This window comes from Bacteroides faecis, from assembly GCF_020091505.1.
Taxonomy (GTDB): Bacteria; Bacteroidota; Bacteroidia; order Bacteroidales; family Bacteroidaceae; genus Bacteroides; species Bacteroides faecis.
In genome coordinates, this window is record NZ_CP081916.1 from 2,185,092 (window position 1) to 2,207,268 (window position 22,177).

9 protein-coding genes, 1 tRNA gene and 2 pseudogenes are annotated in these 22,177 nt (G+C 43.9%); 5 read left to right on the forward strand and 7 right to left on the reverse strand.

From position 1 onward, the window contains the following. Positions 1-3 precede the first annotated feature (3 nt). Positions 4-363 carry a ribosome silencing factor gene (rsfS, locus tag K6V30_RS08610; protein ID WP_010536628.1) on the reverse strand — a complete coding sequence of 120 codons (360 nt, stop codon included), beginning with the start codon at positions 361-363 and terminating at the stop codon, positions 4-6. Positions 364-627: 264 nt separating this feature from the next. Here rsfS and K6V30_RS08615 point away from each other — a divergent pair. Beyond that, positions 628-698, forward strand: a tRNA-Gln gene (locus tag K6V30_RS08615). Positions 699-900: 202 nt separating this feature from the next. Here the strand turns inward: K6V30_RS08615 and K6V30_RS08620 are convergent. The 6 genes from K6V30_RS08620 to rsmA all read right to left on the reverse strand — a co-directional run bounded on the left by K6V30_RS08620 (position 901) and on the right by rsmA (position 13,104). Further along, on the reverse strand, positions 901-2,742 hold the full coding sequence (locus K6V30_RS08620; protein WP_010536629.1) for a RagB/SusD family nutrient uptake outer membrane protein: 1,842 nt from the start codon (positions 2,740-2,742) through the stop codon (positions 901-903). 24 nt (positions 2,743-2,766) lie between these two features. Continuing rightward, on the reverse strand, positions 2,767-5,868 hold the full coding sequence (locus tag K6V30_RS08625; RefSeq protein ID WP_010536630.1) for a SusC/RagA family TonB-linked outer membrane protein: 3,102 nt from the start codon (positions 5,866-5,868) through the stop codon (positions 2,767-2,769). Positions 5,869-5,907: 39 nt separating this feature from the next. Further along, positions 5,908-7,251 (reverse strand): BT_3987 domain-containing protein, encoded by a 1,344-nt coding sequence (locus K6V30_RS08630; RefSeq protein WP_022302300.1) that lies wholly within the window; start codon positions 7,249-7,251, stop codon positions 5,908-5,910. A gap of 1,688 nt (positions 7,252-8,939) precedes the next feature. Continuing rightward, positions 8,940-10,817 carry a DUF349 domain-containing protein gene (locus K6V30_RS08635; protein WP_010536632.1) on the reverse strand — a complete coding sequence of 626 codons (1,878 nt, stop codon included), beginning with the start codon at positions 10,815-10,817 and terminating at the stop codon, positions 8,940-8,942. An 85-nt stretch (positions 10,818-10,902) separates the two neighbouring features. Then, the gene (mgtE, locus tag K6V30_RS08640; protein ID WP_010536633.1) at positions 10,903-12,243 is read right to left on the reverse strand and encodes a magnesium transporter; all 1,341 of its coding nucleotides are present in this window, start codon (positions 12,241-12,243) and stop codon (positions 10,903-10,905) included. A gap of 57 nt (positions 12,244-12,300) precedes the next feature. Then, positions 12,301-13,104, reverse strand: coding sequence for a 16S rRNA (adenine(1518)-N(6)/adenine(1519)-N(6))-dimethyltransferase RsmA (gene rsmA, locus K6V30_RS08645; RefSeq protein ID WP_010536634.1), 804 nt, complete (start codon positions 13,102-13,104; stop codon positions 12,301-12,303). Between the two features lie 70 nt (positions 13,105-13,174). On the opposite strand from rsmA, the gene K6V30_RS08650 reads away from it, so the two are divergent. From K6V30_RS08650 to K6V30_RS25480, 4 genes and pseudogenes are all read left to right on the forward strand, one after another. Then, entirely contained in the window at positions 13,175-14,161 is a 987-nt protein-coding gene (locus tag K6V30_RS08650; protein ID WP_010536635.1) for a lysylphosphatidylglycerol synthase transmembrane domain-containing protein, read from the forward strand. Between the two features lie 25 nt (positions 14,162-14,186). Next, positions 14,187-15,644, forward strand: a complete 1,458-nt coding sequence (locus K6V30_RS08655; protein ID WP_010536636.1) for an aminoacyl-histidine dipeptidase — start codon at positions 14,187-14,189, stop codon at positions 15,642-15,644. Between the two features lie 671 nt (positions 15,645-16,315). After that, positions 16,316-19,504: pseudogene (locus K6V30_RS25475) on the forward strand (MG2 domain-containing protein); the annotation flags it as partial. A gap of 210 nt (positions 19,505-19,714) precedes the next feature. Then, positions 19,715-22,054: pseudogene (locus K6V30_RS25480) on the forward strand (alpha-2-macroglobulin family protein); the annotation flags it as partial. Positions 22,055-22,177: the final 123 nt, after the last annotated feature.

Sequence of the window (22,177 nt, forward strand, 5' to 3'; positions counted from 1 at the left end):
GGATTAGTCTAAATCGGGGATTTGAGTAAGTTTGGCGTCTGCCCAAAGATGTTCAAGATTATAGAAGGATCTTACTTCCGGCAAAAAAACATGTACAAGTACATCGGCATAATCCATCGCTACCCATTCTGCGTTTCGGAGTCCGTCTATGCCGAAAGGTTTGCTGTCGGCGCCTTTACGTGTAAACTCTTTGATAGAGTCTACGATAGCGCTCACCTGACTGGGAGAGTTCCCCTGGCATATAACGAAATATTTGCAGATGGTATCTTCTATACCGGTTAAATCAGCAATAATGATATTTTTACCTTTTTTCTCTTGAATTCCCTCTTTAATTTTTTCAATTAATATTTTCGTATCGTTCATTCCTGTAATTGAAATTAATAATTCATGTTGTCTTTTGGTTTATAACAAAAAAGGATTCCCCTTTGTTTCTGATTATAAACGTGATATTTTTGACAAATATACGGTGATTTATTGGATACAAGAAAGTTATGACTTAATTTTTGTGTTTTTTAGGGGAGATGCTTTTATTCGGAGGGACAAAATGAGCTTTTTTGCAAAAAAAATAGCAGAATTGTTTGCAATTCCCAATTTATTTGTATCTTTGCACCCGCAAACGAAAATTATTGGGCTATGGTGTAATGGTAACACTACAGATTCTGGTCCTGTCATTCCTGGTTCGAATCCAGGTAGCCCAACAGAATCAACAACAATGATCAGTTAGAAACCTGCTAAAATGAAAGTTTTAGCAGGTTTTTTTATTGTTCTCTCTGAAGATGGACGTAAAAAAGAGTTTTCCAAAATCAATGGAAAACTCTTTTTTACGTTTGCACCGTTCAGGTGATGTTTGTTTGCATCTATGATGAGATACCTATTGTGTCTGTGTTATGACGTAGGGGGTTACCATCCCGGATTTTGAACAAGTTTACTTGATTTTTGAATCTCATTTAGCGGGATAGGATAGAGGTACATACGTCTTTCGAAGATGCGGGTTTCGAATGGGGTACGCTCCATGAACCCTTCCAGGTTGTCAGCATTCATGTTCATTCCATGTACCGGCCCACCTTGTTTGTATCCTTCTTCGTCGGCACACATCCAGCGGCGTACGTCAAAGTAGCGTTGTCCTTCGGCAAACAGCTCAATGCGGCGTTCCTTGCGGATAGCTTCTTCCTGCAATGTCTGGTTTCCCTTTATTTCCGGTTTGATATCTTTCAGCAGAGGAATACCTGCCCGATAACGGACGCTGTCAATGTGTGCGATGATACGTTCGTCCGCAGGATTTACATGGTTCAATGCTTCGGCATACAGCAAATAGAAATCGGCCAGACGGAACAGCATGCCTGCTCTGAACTTTGACTTGGCATTGCTGCCTTGATTTAAAAGGTCACGGTTCATTCCCTTATAAAGCAGATAGCCGGAATAGCTCATATCCGCTTTGGAGTTGTCGTCTCCGCTACCTTTGTAGAAATAAATCTGTTTGGTTGTTTTCTGCCATGTTTTGCCGGAATAGGTGATATCCTGATAGAAGCGTGGTTCACGATTCTTGTACATGTTGGGGATACCGTCTTCACCGATGCCTTCTTCGGTATAAAGATCGGATTCGTGAATGCTTTTGCCATCACTCATCAGGAAGTCGTCTATGGCTTCTTGTAAAACACCTACACAGCCAAATCCGCTATAAATCGCACGTGGGGTACACCTGCGTTCTCTTCCTTCTCCGCCAACATCTCCCCATGAATTCTTGCTGGTTTGCCAGATAGCTTCCGGGTTGTTCAGACTCACCTGGAAGAGTTGGTACAAAGATTCTTCCGGATTCAGTTCGCCGTCTTTATCTTTTTCTTTATACAAATAATAGTGAGTTTTTGCATAATCGATAAAGCGTTGTAAGGCGTTTAAGGCAGTCTGCCATTTTCCGTCGTCTTTTGCCGGGAACAGTTGTTTGTCCTGATTATCTCTCAGGGCGACTGCTTCGGAATAGCCTCCGTTCAGCAAGGGACTTGCGGCGTAAACGTGAAGTTTAGCCAAAATGGCCAATGCTGCTCCTTTGGTAGGTGCTGCGCTTCGGTTCTCGTTAGGAGTGCCGTCGTCATTCACTTCTTTCTCCGGCAGTTCATTGTAGCATTCATTTAATTCGGAATCGATGAACGCTACTACTTCATCCACTGAGTTCCGGTAGTAGTCCAGATCACTTGCCGACGGGTCTGATATTTCCGTCATAATGGGAATGGGTCCGTACAATTCGAATAGCAGATAGTGGTAGTAGGCACGTAGGAAACGGGCCTCATTTTTCAATCGTGCCAGTTCGGCTTCGTCAATGTAATCCGTTACATCACCTTGCTGGGGGATGGTATGCGAGTATGCTAGGAATTCGTTTGCTTGACGGATTTGTTTGTACAGGCTCCATCGGGATAAATCAGCCGAACCGGCATGATAACCTACTACGGGAATTGTCTTAACGTTGTTTTGCGCGCTTTTCAATTCGTCGGAAACAGCAGGCCAGGGATTGTCGAGCCCGGTCAGGGCTGCGTAAGAACTGGTAATGATGATGTTTGACACATCCGGAATTCCGGAGTATATGTAACGGTGGAAGCGTCGGGCATAACCGGTGTTGTTGAATACTTCTTCCATGCTCAGTTCTGCCGCCAGGTCATCCGATACGTCCAGATAGTCGCTGCAACCTGAAAAGAAGATCGTGCTTAGTCCTGCGGCCAGTATGATTGATAATTTCTTCAATGTCTTCATATATATAATGTGTTATATAGATTATTAGAAAGTAAAGTCGAGACCGAATGTGAAAGTACGGCTTAGAGGATATGAGAAACCGCCGTTGGTGTTTCCAAGTTCCGGGTCCCACATCTTGATATCGTCCCATACACAGAGGTTGTTTCCTTGCAGATAAACGCGTAAGGCCTGTATGCCGATCTTCTTCAGTGTCTTCTCCTTGAAATTGTATCCGATTTCGACGTTTTTCAGGCGCAGGAAGCTGGCATCACGCAACCACCATGTGCTGGCAACTGTGTTATTGTCGAAATTGTTAGAATGCATGCGGGGGAACATTACATTTTGGCTTGGGTTCTGTTCTGTCCATCTGTTAGCCACTTCGGAGCGTACGGCAGATTCTTCTACTCCCCATTGGAAAGGGAAGAATGCTCCGTTGGAACTGGCTCCTAATACAGTTGATGTATTTCCGGAACCCTGGAAGAAGATACCTGCATAGAATCCTCTCCATTCGGCGTTGAGTCCGAAGCCGTATACAATTTCCGGTACCGAAGGATTTCCTACATCCTCCATCTGGTCGTTGCTGTCGATTTTGCCGTCTCCGTTCAGGTCTTTGTATTTGATATCACCCGGGCGGACTCCGCTCGACAAACCGGATACGACTCCCGGCTTCAGTTCGTACTGGCGGTTCAGACCTTCCCCTGTGATGTTAAAGTCGTCAGCCGTATAAAGTCCGTCGGCGATGTACAGTTTCCATGAGTTGAGGCGTGTGCCTTTCTTTTCAAGCCACGGATAGACTTGCGGTACTTGGTCGTATTCGCGAATTTCGTTGCGCGCAAATGTGAAGTTGCCGCGTGCGCTCAGATTTACTTCCCCTACCTTATAATTAAGATTCAGACTTGCGTCCACACCCTGGTTTTTAACAATACCGAAGTTTTGCCACGGCATCTGCTGGAATCCTGTTACGTTAGAAACTGTATTACGTTGCAGCAGAATCGCCTTGCGTTGGTTGTTGAAATAGTCTACTTGCAGGTCGATGCGGTTGTCGAACAAGCCTAAATCGATACCGAAGTTTCGTTTGTCTTCGATTTCCCACGAGAGGAAGGGTGATTCGAACTGGGCTTCGGTGATTCCGTTGCCTACTCCACCCATTGCGCCACTGTTGCTGAATCCGAGATTGTAGCCGCTGTTATCCTGCTTCATGGTTCCACGATATAAGAACCGGTTACCGCCTGTATCGTCATTACCGGTACGACCGACAGAGAATCTTAATTTCAGTTTGTTTACTACCTTTTTTAATACGTCTGGGTAATAGTGCTCGTTGCTGATGTACCATGCCAGACCCATTGCAGGGAAAAATCCGAAACGATAGCCTTTTGCGAAGGTTTCGGAACCGGTGTAACCGAAGTTTCCTTCTATGAAATAGCGTCCGTCATATCCATAAGTCACACGGCCTACCAACCCTTGTTTTCTATAGGGCAGGGCATTGTTGTGGTATTGTGTTTCTTTCTGCATATACAGGAACATAGCGCCTACGTCATGTTTTTCGGCAAAAGTACGGTTGTAGTTGATAGCCGTTTCGAAATAAATTCGTTTGCTTGAACTGTTGCTCAGATTTTCCGATAATACATCGCTGCCCTCTACTACAGTCTTATATAGCAGACTTCCATTTTCATCGCGCCCCGTTGCCAGATATTGTGTCGGTGTTTTGGTACGTTTGGCGATGTACGACATGTCTGCGTCAAAGCTGATCAGTCCTTTCCATGTTAAGCCTTTGGTCAGGAAGTCCAGTTTCTGGTCTATCTCCACTTTCGACTGGATAGAAGTTCTCCACTCTTTGGCATATCCCGAATTAACAAGCAGGTTGTACGGGTTGGAGCGGTTGCCGGATGGGCGGGGATGTCCGGCGATGGTACCGTCGGAATACACAGCCGGCATGATATAAGACGGAGTACGGCACATGGTAGTAAAAATAGTGCTGGTTCCTGTGCCCGGATAGTTGGTCTGCAGGTATTGTCCGCTGAGGTCTACTTTTACAGTTGTCGTTTTAGTTGCGTCAAAGTCGATGTTGCTGCGCAAATTGTAGCGTTTCAGTCCGATGTTGTTGTCATAATCATTACCGAAATCCTTGAATATACCATTTTCCTGATAGAAGGCGCCGGATACGAAATAACGGGCGCGTTCAGTTCCTCCTCTTACATTCAGGGTATACCGCATATTATAAGTATGGTTTCTCAGCATCGTACCCAACCAGTCGGTATCCGGATATAGATCACGGTCGGCTCCGGGACCATATTTGGCAATCTCCTCGTCTGTACGGATGCTGGCGGTCCCCTCGTTGTTCAATGCTTCGTTGTACAGGTTCAAAGTCTCTACGGAGTTCATGAATGTCGGCAGGCGTGTCGGTTCCAGAATCGTACCTTCGGCACGGAACGAGATTTTGGGTTTCTGCGAATTTCCTCGTTTGGAAGTGATCAGGATGACTCCGTTTGCACCTTCGGCTCCGTATACGGCTGTGGCGGCAGCATCTTTCAGCAAAGTAAAAGATTCGATTTCATCTGCTTCGATATCCTGCATTTGCCGGGGAACACCATCGACCAATACAAGCGGATTCGTACCTCCTTTGAAAGAACTCTGTCCGCGAATCCAAAAGTCGGCGTTGTCGTATCCCGGTTCACCGGAACGCTGTACTGCGATCAGTCCCGGCACCTGTCCTGCCAAATTATTAGTCATATTACGGCTGGAAGAAACCGACAGTTCTTTGGGTCCGATAGCGTTGATAGAACTGACTACACTGTTCTTCTTTTGTTTGCCGTAACCGATGACAACCACATCTTCCAGCATTTCCGTACTTGGAAGCATCTTGATTGCCAGTACCTTTTCTCCCTTATAAGTGATTTTTTGTTGTTCGTAGCCCACATAAGAGAAAATAAGTATATTGCCTTTTGTGGCTTTGATGGTGAAGTTACCGTCTACATCGGTGATGGCGCCGACCGTGGTTCCTTCGATTTTTATCTGCACCCCGATCATCGGCTGTCCGTTTTCATCGACTACAAGCCCTGTCGGACTTTGTCCTTGTGCATAAATTGTGTTTATTCCTGCCAATAAGGCAAACAGGATGAAACACGTTACTTTTAATATCTTATTCATAAATGTTTCTTTTAAGTAAGAATTAGAAAATAATTAAGGTTACTTGTCCGTGCCGTATACATATAGTTCTGCCAGGTGTCCTACGGATGAACCGCTGCCCAGACTTGGAATGTAGATCCGGAGCCAGCGTGCGTCGCATGTTTTTACAGGGACCATTTGCTCTGTTTTTATACTGCCGTCAAAAAAGTATTTTCCAATTAGGTTCCATGTTTCGCCGTCATTTCCTGCATAAATTTCAAGATTCATTGAGGTCAGTGCGTTTTGTCTGGCAATGAGTCCTAATTGGCTGACACTGTTCTCTTTACCCATGTCGAGTATGATTTCATACGGTGGTGCTACTTCGCCTCCCTGCCATTGGCTATGCCAGAAAGTGTTAACTTCTCCGTCAATCAACGACACCGTCTGACCGTTGTGAGGGTAAGCAGCTGAGGTTTCTCCTGTCTTTTCCTCCGTGTTGGCGGTAACTGTCCAGTGATCTCTGTTGATGGGACTACCTTGTTTGATTACAAAATAGTTGGCTACCGTTTGCTTGTCTATGTTGATGCTGGCATCTCCTTGTCCGCTGAGTCCGCTGAGTGAAACCGGAAGAAGATAATTTCCGGGGGGAAGTGTTTCACCCAGCAGGCTGATGACGGAGCCTCCCGTTGCTTTCCCCTTGGCGATGGTGACGTCAGGAAGAGTGTAAAAGTCGGAGGGCAATGGTATATAATAGGTCGAATTTGCTGAATTGTAATGATCTACATAGTCCGCTCCTTTGGCGGCAAATGTGGTAGTCAGGTCCCATTCATTCTCAAAACTTATTTCTGTGTTCAGATTCATAGGTGAAGTAGTTGCTCCTCCTTCTACGACGAAGTCTCCTCCGGTAGATGCGAGTCTGACAATGGCTTCTTTAACTATGAATCCATAGAGCACTGCTGTCCGGTCCGAATTCATGGGAGTTCCTGTAGAAGATACCTGTAATGGAAGCACATATTTAAGCTCATCGAAACCGCAAAGGTTGTAGATTTTGTGAGGATTGTAGACCAGGCTGCCTCCTGTTACGCGCCTGTCTCCGCCGGAGGTTACGTCATAAGTTGCGTTTTCAATCGTATAGCATTCGGAAGGTAGCAGTTGATAGGCAGTTCCGTCTGCATTGTTCAGAGAATCTAACAAAGATTGTTCTACCGAAAAAGTGACTGTTCCTCCGGCATCCTCCAATCCTGCCTTGGCAATGGATAAATCGATCTTGTTGAGGGGGCCTAAATCATAAACTTCAATGGTGGTGAATCCACTTTGTGATGCTGAGAACATTCCTTTGGAGCGTTCGTTATCAACATCTTCTACACAGCTGGTAATGCATAAGAATGCCAGCAGACATGGTGTTAATTCAAAGCATTTTTTCATAAATTAATATTAGTTTTATTAAAGGTAAAAAGGGTAAAAACGAATAGAAGTACCTGTGGGTACTCTTGGAATTGAAATACTTATCTCTTTCTCATAGGCATTGAAATTTGAAGTTAAAACATTTTTTTTTCTGTGTGCTGAACTGTGCTGATTTAAAGTCAAAAAAATAATAAATCCTTTGTCTTAGTTCTGGTAGAACTTAAATATGATGAAATATAGGGGAATGAAAAGCTTATTATGCTGATAAATAGAATGTATAGCTTTTGTTTTTGAAGCTTTCTTTTGTTATATGTACACTCTGTTTCTACCCATTATTTGATGTCGTGGGAATAAATAAGAAACTTGATTATAATTTAATTTTGAAATAATATCGATGAATTGCATGGCTTTTTCGAACTAATTACTATATTTGCAACCGAATTGTTGGTTTTTAATTTAAAAAATAGTGAGTCTATTGGTCGAACTGGATACATTCATGTGAAAGTGGACGGATAAATTGACTGTTTAATGTGCTAAGTTCTACCAGAACTTAGTTGAAGTATTTCATATCTGAATCTTGATTGTATTCAGTTCTTATCTATGGCTTTGAATATCAGGTCATTTGGTGGACTATTGTCTGGATTATCCCTTTCTCTATACGAAGATGAATTTCAATTCTATTACTATTGGGAGATATATACATTAGAAAATTAAGTAGATTCTATTGTCATCTGTCAGCTTTTAGCATTTAAACCGCTATAAAATAGCCGTTTATCTCATGACAATAAGACCTGATAATAAGGCTGACAATAGAAAAATAGGGTTTTATTGTCAGCCTCTTTTTTCAATTCTGATAGGATGCATCAATGATTTCTCTTATTCTCGTAAACCTTGAGGGGGGATAAATGACAGGATGGATGTTTTGCTTGCTCATCTGTGGAAAGCTGTTGTTTCGTGTTTATGGAATTGTTGTTTCCTCGCTTGGAACTGTTGTTTCTTCTATTGGAAATGGTTGTGCCAAAGGCTTGGCACAGTTGTGCCACCGTGTTGGCACGGTTGTGTCACTACGTTGGCACAACTGTTTTACTGGTATGGCACAACTACCTTGATTAGTTGTCATGAGCAAAGTGAGTGCTCCAAAACGCAAAAAGAAGGAGAGAATATTTAAATCGCAGGATTTATCTTTGGGCAATGGGCTGACAATAAAATGCCTGTTTTCTATTGTCAGCCTTATTATCAGGTCTTATTGTCATGAGATAAACGGCTATTTTATAGCAGTTTAAACACTAAAAGCTGACAGATGACAATAGAATGCCCGAAAAACTCTTATGTAGAAGTGACTCGGTCCTGTTGATTTCTCTATATGGAATAGGGGATCAATCCAAAGCTCCGGTTGTTTTCAGTTTGTTTCTTTCCGTACGGAAATGAATTAAATTATAAATTAAGGATTAGGCACGGATTACACGGATGAACACGGTTGTTTTACGTAATTAATCATAGCACTAAAACCGTGAAATCCGTGTAATCCGTGCCTAAATATATTCTTTTCTGTACAGTATAGAGCTCAAACCTGTTTTTTGACTGACCCCGGAATAGGAATGGCTTTCTATATAAGAGAAGCGGGGAAAATAAAAGAGCCAACTAAACCGGGATGACTTAGTTGGCTTTATATAAGTGAATTATGAATAACTTCTTATTTTAAGAGAAGATTATTCTTCTGCTTTCAATGACTCGTCGATTACTTTAATTTTCTGTAATACCAATTCGAGATCAGCTTTCAGCTTATCTACCTTGCGGTTCAGTTCTGTCAGCAAGCTGCTACCTTTTTTGGAAGAAGAAGTAAGGAATCCCAGATTATTCTCATAAGTCTGAAGTTCATTCTTCATATTCTCATAAATACGTACCAGTTTTTCTCTTTCTCTATACAGAGATTGTGAGCCGCCTCCTTGAATATTGCTGATATTCGAGCGGAAATTACTCAACTTCTTGTTTGACGCACTGATGTTGAATCGGTCGAACAGTTGGTCGATCAAGCCATGATATTGCTTGTACAATTTATCTTTTTCCTTGAACGGGACATGACCGATGGAATTCCATTCTTTCATCAAGTCGCGTACCAAAGTACCGGCTTCATCCGTATCCATATTTTCGTCGATGGAAGCTAATTTCTCAATCAACGCTTTTTTCTTCTCCATGTTCTCTACTTCTACAGAGCGTTGTGAAGAAGTGGCCTTATTCTTCTGATCGAAGAAATAATCGCAGGCGGTGATGAAGCGTTTCCATACGGCATCCGAATATTTCTTGGCTACCGGACCGATGGTTTTCCATTCTTTCTGCAACTTAGTCAGCGCATCGGCGGTTGCTTTCCAGTCGGTGCTGTCTTTCAGAGCTTCTGCCTTTTCGCAAAGTGCTTTCTTCTTTTCCAGATTTTCGTTCATTCCTTCTTTGAGCGCTTTGAAGAATTCTCCTTTCTTTTTGAAGAAATCATCGCAGGCGTGGCGGAAACGTTCGAATATCTTCACGTTCATCTTTTGAGGAGCGAATCCGATGGTCTTCCATTTGTTTTGCAGAGCAATCACTTCCTGTGTCTTGTTTTCCCAGGCTGAGAATGTTTTCAGTTCATCGTACTCGATTGCTTCTACAATTTCGCAAATGACAGTCTTTTGATCCAGATTGTGCTGTTCCGATTCTTTCAGCGCTTCGAAATGTTGCTGGTGACGGCGGTTGACAGCCGTAGAAGCAGCTTTGAAGCGGTTCCAGATTTCGTCACGCAATTCTTTAGCTACCGGACCCGTATCACGGAATTCCTGATGTAACTTCTGAAGCTGGTGGAAAGCGGAAACTACATCTTCTTCGTCGGCAAGCTTTTCGGCAGCTTCACAAAGATGAGTCTTTATTTCCAGATTCTTCTTGAAATCGTATTCACGGAATTCGTTGTTCAGTTTCAGCAGATCGTAGAATTTCTCTACGTACAGTTGGTAATTCTTCCAAAGTTCATTCACCTTGCCCTGAGGAACCAGTTTGGTCTCGTTCCATTGCTGTTGCAGCTTTTTGAACTCTGTATAAGATTTATTGGCATCATCACCCGATTCTACCAATTCTTTAAGTTCTTCGATAATGGAAAGCTTGACTTGCAGATTTTCTTCTTTCTGACGTTCCTGTTCGGCAACCAGCCGGCTTCTTTTCTCTTTGATAGATCCCATCAGGCGTTTGAATTCCTCTTCTGTGGGGTCATCCTTCGGAGTGAAGTCTTCAGCAACGCCTCCATTGTCGATAAACTGCTTCTTGGCAGCTTCCACTTCGGCGTTGTGCAACTTGTAGAATGATTGTTTTAGGTTGTCAATTTCCTGCTTGTTCGCATTTTCCGAGTCTTGCGCAAGCTCTTTCAATCGGTTCAGTACGTCTTCCTTTGTGGCAGGTTTAGGTGCTGCTTCAGTCTGAACTTCGGCAGTAACTTCTTCAGTAACTTTTTCGGTACCTTCTTCAGCCGGAGTCTCTGTAATGGCTTCAGAAACCTCAACTGTTTTCTTTTCTTCTTCTAACTCCCCTTGGTTCAAGGGAAGATTAGTGTCATGAGCGTCCATCATTGTATATTAGTTTTGGGTCACAAAATAATGAAATAAAACGATTACTTCATACTCTTTTGCTTATTTTTTTTTGATTATCGTGTTTTTAGGATAATAAAACCGTAATTCCCATGTACAACATCATGCCGATTATGTCATTTGTGATGGCTATAAACGGACCTGTCGCGATGGCAGGGTCTATCTTTAGTTTCTCCAGTGTCATCGGAACGAGGGTACCGAAGATAGAGGCGAACATTACTACGGCAAACAGGCTGATGGATACGGAATAAGTGACCGTAGCCGTCGCGCCGAACCGGATAAAGTTGTAGGTATATACCAGCAGGGAAATGATGGTAGCATTGATTAAAGCTACTACCGCTTCCTTGGTTACTTGCTTGAATGTGTTTTTTGCGTCCAGCGAACTGTTGGCAAGTCCTTGTACGATGATGGCGGAAGATTGTGTTCCGACGTTTCCTCCCGTACCACCGATCAGCGGAATGTATAATGCCATTTCGGGATGGGCGGCGAAAGTGGCGTCGAAGTTTCCCAATATCATGGAGTTTCCGATTCCTCCGATCATACCGATCAGTAGCCACGGTAGCCGGGCTGTGGTTTGTCTCAGTACGTTGTCATCGGTTTCTACATCCTGCGAAAGACCGGATGCCAACTGGTAATCGCGTTCCGACTGTTCACGAACTTCGTCCATGACGTCGTCGACAGTGATCTGTCCTATCAGTCTGCCGATACTGTCTACTACAGGGATGGCAACAAGGTCATACTTTTCAATGGTTTGTGCCACTTCGTCGATGGAAGTGTCTACGTGTACCGAAATCGGGTCTTTCTGCATCACATGTTTCACTTTGGATACAGAAGGGGAGGTGATCATCTTCTTGAGCGGGAAAATTCCCCTTAGACGTTCATCGTCATCGATGACATATACATAATATATCTCATCCAGTTCTTCGGCTTGCTGGCGCATTTCCTTCAGACATTCGGGCATACTCCAGTTTTCGTTTACGACTACCATTTCGGTGCCCATCAGACCACCGGCGGTGTTTTCGTCATATTTCAACAGGTCTACAATGTCGCCTGCCTGTTCGATGTCTTCGATGTGCGAAAGAATTTCTTCCTGTTTGTCTTCGTCGAGGTCACGCATCAGGTCTACGGCGTCATCCGTATCCATGTAGTCCACAAAGCGCTTGGCAATCGTTTCCGAAGGGATCATTTCGAGGAATTCCTTACGAACGTCCTCATCCATTTCGACAAGTACGTCGGCTGCGGTTTCATTGTTGAGCAGGCGATAGATAAACCGGGCTTCTTCCGGATTCAGGTCATCACACAGTTCAGCGATGTCGGCGGGGTGAAGGTCGACAAGAAGTTCTTTTACCTTATCGGCATCCTTCTGCTCGATAAGGTGTTTTACGTTGTCAATGTATTCCTCGTTCATCTTTTTGTTTGCGATTAAACGTTTTACAAATTACATACAGGTTCCTCTCACAGACTGTCAGTTGCCGGAAGTGTTGGCTGCTTTCAGTGCTTCCTCTACCTGATTTGTCAGGCTGATGAATTCTTCTACCGATAGCTGTTCCGGGCGTTTGTTGAATAAGGCGTCCTCTGTCAGCGGACAGTCTTTGCCTAAAATCGGTTTGATAGAGTTGCGCAATGTTTTACGCCGTTGGTTGAAGGTGGTCTTCACTACTTGTTTGAACAGCTTTTCGTCGCATCCCAGATTTTGCGTGTCATTGCGTGTCATCCGGATGACGGCGCTTTTAACTTTGGGAGGCGGGTTGAAAACATGTTCGCTGACGGTAAAGAGATATTCTACTTTATACCATGCCTGTATCAGTACACTCAGGATGCCGTAGGTTTTACTGCCCGGTCCGGCAGCGATACGTTCGGCTACTTCCTTCTGGATCATTCCGGTACAGCAGGGGATGATGTCTTTGTTTTCCAGCATCTTGAAAAATATCTGGCTGGAGATGTTGTATGGGTAATTACCGGTCAGAACGAAAGGCTTTCCGTCGAACAACCGGTGAAGATTCATTTTCAGAAAATCGTCTTCGATAATGTGATCTTCCAGTGACGGATAGGCTTCGCGGAGATAGGCAACCGATTCGTAGTCCACTTCAACGACTTTTACCAACCGGTCCTTTTTTACCAGAAACTGTGTCAATACCCCCATGCCCGGTCCTACCTCCAATATCGGCAATTCGGGAAAGGTGTCGACTGTATCGGCAATATCCTGCGCTACTTTCAAATCTTTCAGAAAGTGCTGTCCGAGAAACTTTTTAGGCTTTACTAATTTCATTTACCAACTAAATAATTACTTTTGCAGCCGACAAAGGTAATTCTTTTAAATGAAGAATGAAGAATTAAGGATGAAGAAACTACTAAAAAAGACGCTGAAACTGATATTACCGATCGTTTTAGGCGGCTTTATTCTATATTGGGTTTATCGCGACTTTGATTTCGCCGAAGCCGGCGAGGTATTGCGGCATGGCACGAACTGGTGGTGGATGCTCTTCTCTCTCTTGTTTGGAGTGCTTGCCCAGGTGTTCCGCGGATGGCGGTGGCGGCAGACGCTGGAACCGTTGGATGCTTTTCCCAAGAGAAGTGACTGCGTGAATGCCATTTTTGTTTCGTATGCTGCCAGTCTGATTGTTCCCCGGATAGGGGAGGTGAGTCGTTGCGGTGTATTGGCGAAGTACGATAATGTCTCGTTTGCCAAGTCGCTGGGGACAGTGGTGACGGAACGACTGGTAGATACACTGACCATTCTTCTGATTACCGGTGTGACCGTGCTGCTGCAAATGCCGATCTTTGTCACTTTCCTGGAAAACACAGGTACCAAAATACCTTCTTTGATACACCTTCTGACTTCAGTATGGTTCTATATCGTCCTATTTTGCTTTATCGGGGTAGCGGTCCTCCTTTATTATTTACGGAAGACGCTGTTTTTCTATGAACAGGTGAAAGGCTTTGTTCTGAATATTTGGGAAGGGATCATGTCTTTGAGAGGTGTACGTAATATTCCTTTGTTCATCTTTTATACATTAGCCATCTGGGCTTGTTATTTTTTTCATTTCTATTTTACGTTCTATTGCTTCGCTTTTACGGCTCATCTGGGGGTAATGGCGGCCTTAGTAATGTTTGTAGGTGGCACGTTTGCTGTCATTGTGCCAACTCCTAACGGGGCGGGACCGTGGCATTTTGCCATCATCTCCATGATGATGCTTTACGGAGTAAATGTAACGGATGCCGGAATATTTGCTCTAATTGTGCACGGTATTCAAACTTTTTTGGTAGTTTTGTTGGGTGTATATGGTTTGGCGGCTTTGTCGTTTACCAATAGACAGCGAAAGTAATCACTTAATAAAAAATAGATTTGTTATGAGTACTATTCTTTCTTTAGCTCCACAGAATGTGTGGAAGCATTTTTATTCGTTGACTCAGATTCCCCGTCCGTCCGGACACATGGAGAAAGTGACTGACTTCCTGATGAACTTCGGAAAAGGTTTGGGATTGGAATCTTTTGTAGACGGAGCGGGTAATGTGATTATCCGTAAGCCGGCAACTCCGGGCATGGAAAACCGGAAAGGTGTAATTCTTCAGGCACACATGGATATGGTTCCTCAGAAGAACAATGATACGGTTCATGATTTTGAAAAAGATCCTATCGAAACTTATATAGATGGCGACTGGGTGAAAGCCAGAGGCACTACTTTGGGTGCAGATAACGGACTTGGGGTAGCTGCTATCATGGCTGTGCTGGAAGCGAATGATTTGAAACATGGTCCTCTGGAAGCACTGATCACCAAAGATGAAGAAACCGGAATGTACGGTGCATTCGGCTTAAAACCGGGTACGGTAAACGGAGAAATCCTGCTGAACCTTGACTCAGAGGATGAAGGTGAACTGTATATCGGTTGTGCCGGAGGTATGGATGTGACTGCTACGCTGGAATATAAAGAAGTAGCTCCCGAAGAAGGCGATATCGCTGTTAAAGTCACTCTGAAAGGCTTACGCGGCGGACACTCCGGATTGGAAATCAATGAGGGACGTGCCAATGCCAATAAACTGCTGGTTCGTTTCGTACGTGAAGCGGTTGCCAGCTATGAAGCTCGCTTGGTAAGTTGGGACGGGGGTAATATGCGCAACGCTATTCCTCGTGAAGCATGTGCCGTACTTGCCATTCCTGCTGAAAACGAAGAAGAACTGCTGGGACTGGTGAAATATTGCGAAGACCTGTTCAATGAAGAATATGCTGCGATTGAAACTCCGATCAGTTTTACGGCAGAGCGTGTAGAACTTCCTGCCGGTGAAGTGCCCGAAGAGATTCAGGATAATCTGATTGATGCTATCTTTGCTTGTCAGAATGGCGTGACTCGTATGATCCCGACCGTTCCCGATACGGTAGAAACATCGTCCAATCTGGCTATCATCACGATTGGCGGAGGTAAGGCAGCGATTAAGATTCTGGCTCGTAGCTCCAGTGATAGCATGAAAGAATATCTGACTACCAGTCTTGAATCCTGCTTCTCAATGGCAGGTATGAAGGTAGAAATGACCGGAGGTTATTCCGGATGGCAGCCGAATGTTGACTCACCGATTTTGCATGCGATGAAGGAATCCTATAAACAGCAGTTTGGTGTAGAACCTGCTGTGAAGGTAATTCATGCGGGATTGGAATGTGGTATTATCGGTGCTATTATTCCGGGGCTGGATATGATTTCGTTTGGTCCGACGTTACGTTCACCGCATTCACCGGACGAAAGAGCACTGATTCCTACTGTACAGAAGTTCTACGATTTTCTGGTAGCTACTTTAGCACAGACTCCGATGAAATAAGTATTCTTTTCCTATTATATAAATAGGCGTCATATAGTAAAAGGCATGAAAGATAATCTTTCGTGCCTTTTTGTCATAGTTGCTGCCATTGATATTACAATTCTGTCTCATAACAAATAAATTAATTGATGCAAATCAATTAATATGCTGTAAAACATAAAATTCTGGCTTTTTTAGGTATAACGTATAAACAAAGGTCGTATTTTTGTGTTGTAAAACATGTAAATAGGAGGATAACAAAATGAAAAAGTTAGAAAGATTGTTTAGAAAGATCGGCAGTGCCGATGTACATGTTTGGGGATATTCAACACTTGGCATACTCCCCAAGGAAAAAGCTTGATTTTTTAGTTTTCAGGTATTAGTAATTTTAAAAGTTTAAAGATTATGGCAAAGAAAATGAGTTCATTCATTAGAAAAATCCTCAGTGAAGTAGGTCGCAACGAAATGCTTTCATGGGGGTACAGAATTGAAAAATGAGATTCAGTACATTAACTAAGCTTAAGTGGGGATGCGTGATTGAAAACGTTATCCCCACTTTTTTTATCTTCTCTTACTACTGCTTACTTCTCTGTAAAAGTGTTTTTTAAGCTAAAAAGTACAAATCTTTAAACTTTATTTCTTTACTTTGTTATTTATACAGAGAGATATATCAAACTTAAACTGGATAAATTATGAAAATAAAGCAGATGTGTATGCTGGTGCTGTTATGGTTGGGAGTGATTCCGGCGATGCAGGCACAAACGTTCGACAAATTGTGGAAAGAAGTGGAGCAGGCGGAAAAGAAAAGCCTGCCTCAAACAGTGATAAAGCTGACAGGCGAGATCTATCAGAAAGGAGAGATGGAAAAGAACTCTCCGCAAATGTTGAAAGCGTATATGTGGCGGATGAAGTATCGGGATATGCTGACTCCTGACAGCCTTTATACAGGCCTGCAGGAGTTGAAACAATGGGCTAAGCAAGCTGACAAACCGATGGACCGGGCTATATTGCATTCATTGATCGCAGGAATGTATGCAGATTATGCCGCTAATAACCAATGGCAACTCCGGCAGCGGACGGAAATTGCAGGCGAAGCTCCCTCGGCAGATATGAGAGAATGGACAGCCAATATGTTTGTAGAGAAAGTCAGGACGAATGTCAAAGAAGCAATGGCAGATTCTGTGTTATTGCTCAATACTTCTTCACGTACTTATATTCCTTTTGTAGAGTTGGGCGAAACAAGTGAATACTATCATCATGATATGTATCATTTACTGGCTTCCCGCAGCATTGAAGCATTGCAGCGGATACAGGGGCTGGATCGTACGACTCCGATAGAGGCCTATTCGGAGGAAACTTCTTCTGAAAAAGAATCGTTGGTGAAACAGGATATTGAACGTATATATGATCAGATGCTCACTTCTTATAAAGCCAAGGGGGATAAGGAAGGGTGTTTGCTGACAAGTCTGAATTATTTGAATTGGAAGCATGGCACCTCGAAGAGTTTTCGTGAGCCTTTTAGAGTGAAGAAAGGCGGTACTTATATGACATTCGATCCTTATGAAACAGGGCTGGATGCATTGAAAACCGAGTATAAGTCGTTAGATCTTTGTGCTGAAGTGTATTTGGCTCAGGCTAATAATGCGATTGGGAAAGAACAGGAAACTGTTGCTTTGCAACTTTGTGACGAGGCGATCCGTTTGTATCCCGGTTACCGCAGAATCAATGCATTGAAGAACCTTCGCGAAGATATCCTGGCACCTTCTCTGAATGTGACTGCGGCTGCTACGGCTTTTCCCGGTGAGGAAATAGAGATAAGGGCTTCGCACAAGAATCTGGACGGATTTACGCTTCGGCTCTATCAGGCTAAGAAAATGACAAAGGAGCAGCATTTTGCAGTTCTCCGTCCGAAAGATTACCGGACACAGGATACAGTATTTACATTCAAGGCACCGGAAGTTGGAGAATATGTAATGCGTATTGTTCCGGATATTCGTGCAAAGAGAGACAGTGAAAGTAAATTTAATGTCACGCGTCTCAAGGCATTGACTTGTCGTTTGCCGGGAAATCAGTATGAGGTAGTGACACTGGACGGACAAACGGGCCATCCTGTTCCGAATGCAAAGATAACTCTTTATACAAATGATGAAAAAGTATTGCAGGAATTTACGGCAGGAGCAGATGGAAAAGTGGTATTCCCTTGGAAATCAGAATACAGATATTTGAAAGCTACCAAAGGTGCGGATATTGCCATGCCGTTTCAAGGTATCTATGGCGGAAGCTATGGATATTATGGAGATGAAAATAAGGTTTCGGAACAAATGACCCTGTTGACAGACCGTTCTTTGTATCGTCCCGGACAGACTGTGTATGTGAAAGGAATTGCTTATGCACAAAAATCGGATACGGCGAATGTGCTTCCGAACAAAGAATATACTGTGATATTGACAGATGCGAACGATCAGGAAGTCGGACAGAAAAAGGTACGTACCAATGAATTCGGTTCGTTTGCCACAGATTTTGCATTGCCTTCGGCCTGCTTGAATGGGATGTTCTCGTTGAAGGCCGGAAATGGCAGGACAAGTATTCGCGTGGAAGATTATAAACGCCCGACATTCGATATCACTTTTGAGAAACAGACAGGAAGTTATCAACTGGGAGATCAGGTAGAGGTAAAAGGTAAGATACAGTCTTATAGCGGTGTTTTATTGCAGGATCTTCCCGTGAAATATACCGTGAAGCGTTCTGTCTTTAGTTTGTGGCGGTTTGCGGAAAGCACACAGATCGCTTCCGGTGAGGTGACTGCCAATGAGAACGGGGAATTTACGATACCGGTCCGTCTGGAAGAAAATGATGCTTATAAGAATGATGCCAGAGTATACTACCGTTATTCGATAGAAGCTACTGCAACCAATGTGGCGGGTGAAACGCAGTCTTCTACAGATGTGATTGCAGCAGGTTACCGTTCGTTGATTTTGCAGACTGAGTTAGCTGATAAGACTTGTAAAGATAAGCCGTTTCATACCGTATTTAAGGTACAGAATCTGAATGGTCAGCCTGTTGAAGTGACGGGTACGTTCAATTTGTACAAAGCCCAAGATGCGGATTTCAAGAAACTGGATGAGAAGCCGGTGGCAACAGGAACGTTCACTTCTAACGAAGAAATGACGATTCATTGGGGAAATCTTCCTTCCGGACCTTATGTATTGAAAGCAACGGTGAAAGATACACAAGGCAAGGAAGTGACAGCTGATGCGAATACGATTCTTTTCTCTTCGAAAGATCAGCGTCCGCCGATTGAAACGACTGTGTGGTTCTATGAGGCAAATACGGAATTTGATGCTGAGCATCCGGCAATGTTCTGCTTCGGGACTTCGAAGAAAGAGGCTTATGTGATGATGAATGTATTTTCCGGAAATGAACTGCTGGAAAGTAAAGTCATGAACTTGTCCGATACGATTGTACACTTTAAATATCCGTATAAGGAAAGTTATGGAGAAGGTGTCTTTGTCAACTTCTGCATGGTAAGGGACGGACAGGTATATCAGGAACAGGTCCGATTGAAGAAACGCCTGCCGGACAAGACGTTGACAATGAAGTGGGAAGTATTTCGTGATAAACTGCGTCCCGGACAAAAAGAGGAATGGAAGCTGACGATTAAGACACCGCAAGGACAGGCTGCCGAGGCAGAAATGTTAGCGACTATGTACGACGCTTCGTTGGATAAGATATGGAATAGAAAGCAGAATTTCAGTATTTATTATAATCAGCTCATCCCTTATTCCAATTGGATGAGTGGATATTTCGGCAATAATTCGTTCAATTACTGGTGGAATCAAAAATATCTCAAGGTGCCGGCAATGGAGTATGATCATTTTGTGACGCAACTATCCATTGAGCATTTCTTGTCTGCCCAGTTGGGAGGGGTACCGGTAATTGTTAGTGATGCTATGGATCAAGCATCATCTAGGACTATACGTATTAGAGGTACAAATACATATGCTGCAAAAGGGAAAGTGGAAATGGTTGGAGCTGTAGCTTCTAATGCTGCAATGGAAGTTGCAATGGATGCGGCAGGAAATATTGAAGAGGAAACCCTCCCTGAAGCCCCTGCCGACTTGCGTACCAATTTGGCGGAAACAGCTTTCTTCTACCCGCAACTCCGTACTAATGAGCAGGGAGAAGTTTCCTTTTCTTTCACTATGCCCGAGAGTCTGACCCGTTGGAACTTCCGCGGATATTCTCATACGAAAGGAATGCTGACGGGTACATTGGATGGTGAAGCTACTACGAGCAAAGAATTTATGCTGACTCCCAATCTTCCCCGTTTTGTTCGTGTCGGAGATAAGACGTCTATTGCTGCTTCTATTTCCAATATGACCGGAAAGCTGCAGGTCGGTACAGTGAGCATGATTCTCTTTGACCCGATGACGGAAAAGGTGATCAGTACACAGAAACAGAAGTTTACCGTAGAAGCCGGAAAGACAATAGGGGTTAACTTCATGTTTAGCGTGAGTGATAAATACGAGATACTGGGCTGCCGGATGATTGCTGACAGCGGTACATTCAGTGATGGTGAGCAGCAGTTGCTTCCGGTGCTTAGCAACAAAGAGCATTTGGTAGAAACTCTTCCGATGCCTGTCCGTGGAGAAGAGACACGTATTTTCTCTCTCGACAGCCTGTTCAATCATCACAGTAAAACTGCGACTGACCGTAAACTGACTGTCGAGTTTACCGGAAATCCGGCCTGGTATGCTATTCAAGCATTGCCTTCATTGAGTCTCCCGGAAAACAATAATGCTATTTCATGGGCTACCGCCTACTATGCCAATACGTTGGCTTCTTATATAATGAATAGCCAGCCACGCATCAAGGCTGTATTCGATAGCTGGAAACTTCAGGGTGGCAATAAAGAAACTTTCCTGAGCAACCTGCAAAAAAATCAGGAGGTGAAGAACATTCTGTTGTCTGAGTCTCCATGGGTGCTCGAGGCGCAAACGGAAGAACAGCAGAAAGAACGCATCGCCACTCTGTTTGATCTGAATAATATCCGTAGCAATAACATTGCCGCTTTGACAAGATTACAGGAATTGCAGAATTCAAGCGGAGCATGGTCCTGGTACAAAGGAATGAGCGGCAGCCGCTATGTCACTACGTACATTGCCGAATTGAACGCCCGTCTTGCTATGATGACCGGTGGGAAACTGGATGGTGCAGCACTTGCTTTACAGAAAAATGCCTTTACCTATCTCCATCAGGAAGCTTTGAAGGAGTATAAAGAAATTCTCAAAGCACAGAAAGACGGTGTGAAGTTTACAGGTGTTTCCGGAAGTATCCTGCAATATCTGTATCTGGTCGCAATTTCGGGTGAACAAGTCCCTGCTGCCAATAAATCTGCCTATACTTATTATCTCTCCAAGGTGGGTGAAATGCTCACGACCGCTTCGATGGATACGAAAGCGATAGCTGCCATTATTCTGGATAAAGCAGGACGGAAGAAAGAAGCTCAGGAATTTGTTGCTTCCCTGAAAGAGCATCTGACGAAGACAGCCGAACAGGGAATGTTCTTCGCTTTCAATGAAACCCCGTACGCTTGGGGTGGAATGAAGATGCAGGCTCATGTAGACGTGATGGAAGCATTGGAATTGATAGGCGGAAATAACGATACTGTAGAAGAAATGAAACTTTGGCTGCTGAAGCAGAAACAGACGCAGCAGTGGAATTCTCCGGTAGCTACTGCCGATGCTGTCTATGCTTTACTGATGAAAGGCGTAAACTTGCTCGATAATCAGGGAGATGTGCGTATTGTTATTGCTGATGAGGTACTGGAGACCGTTTCTCCAAGTAAGACGACTGTGCCGGGGTTAGGCTATATCAAACGTTCGTTTACACAGAAGAATGTGGTAGACGCTCGTAAGATAGAAGTCGAAAAGAGAAATCCGGGCATTGCGTGGGGAGCTGTTTATGCGGAATATGAATCACCGGTCAGCGATGTGAGACAACAGGGAGGAGAGCTGAATGTACAAAAACAACTCTATGTAGAACGTATGGTGAACAATGCCCCTCAACTGCAACCTGTTACTGAAAAGACGGTTCTTCAGGTAGGCGATAAGATCGTTTCCCGTTTGAGCATTCGTGTAGACCGTCCGATGGACTTTGTACAGTTGAAAGACCAGCGGGGAGCCTGCTTCGAACCGATCGGCAGTGTATCCGGTTACAATTGGAGTAATGGAATCGGTTATTATGTAGATATCAAAGATGCTTCCACTAACTTCTTCTTCGACCATCTGGGCAAAGGAGTGTATGTATTGGAGTATGGCTATCGCATCAGCAGAGCAGGAACCTATGAGACCGGCTTGGCTACGATGCAATGCGCCTATGCGCCGGAATACGCTTCCCATTCTGCTTCAATGACAATAATTATCAAATAGTTCAGGGAGGGGATTTCTTGTCCACCGATGAGAAAGGCGTTCCCCACCGATGAAGAAGGTGTTCCCCACCGATGAAGGCCTCCCTCATCGGTGGGGAACTTTTTGTTGATGAATACTGCCTTG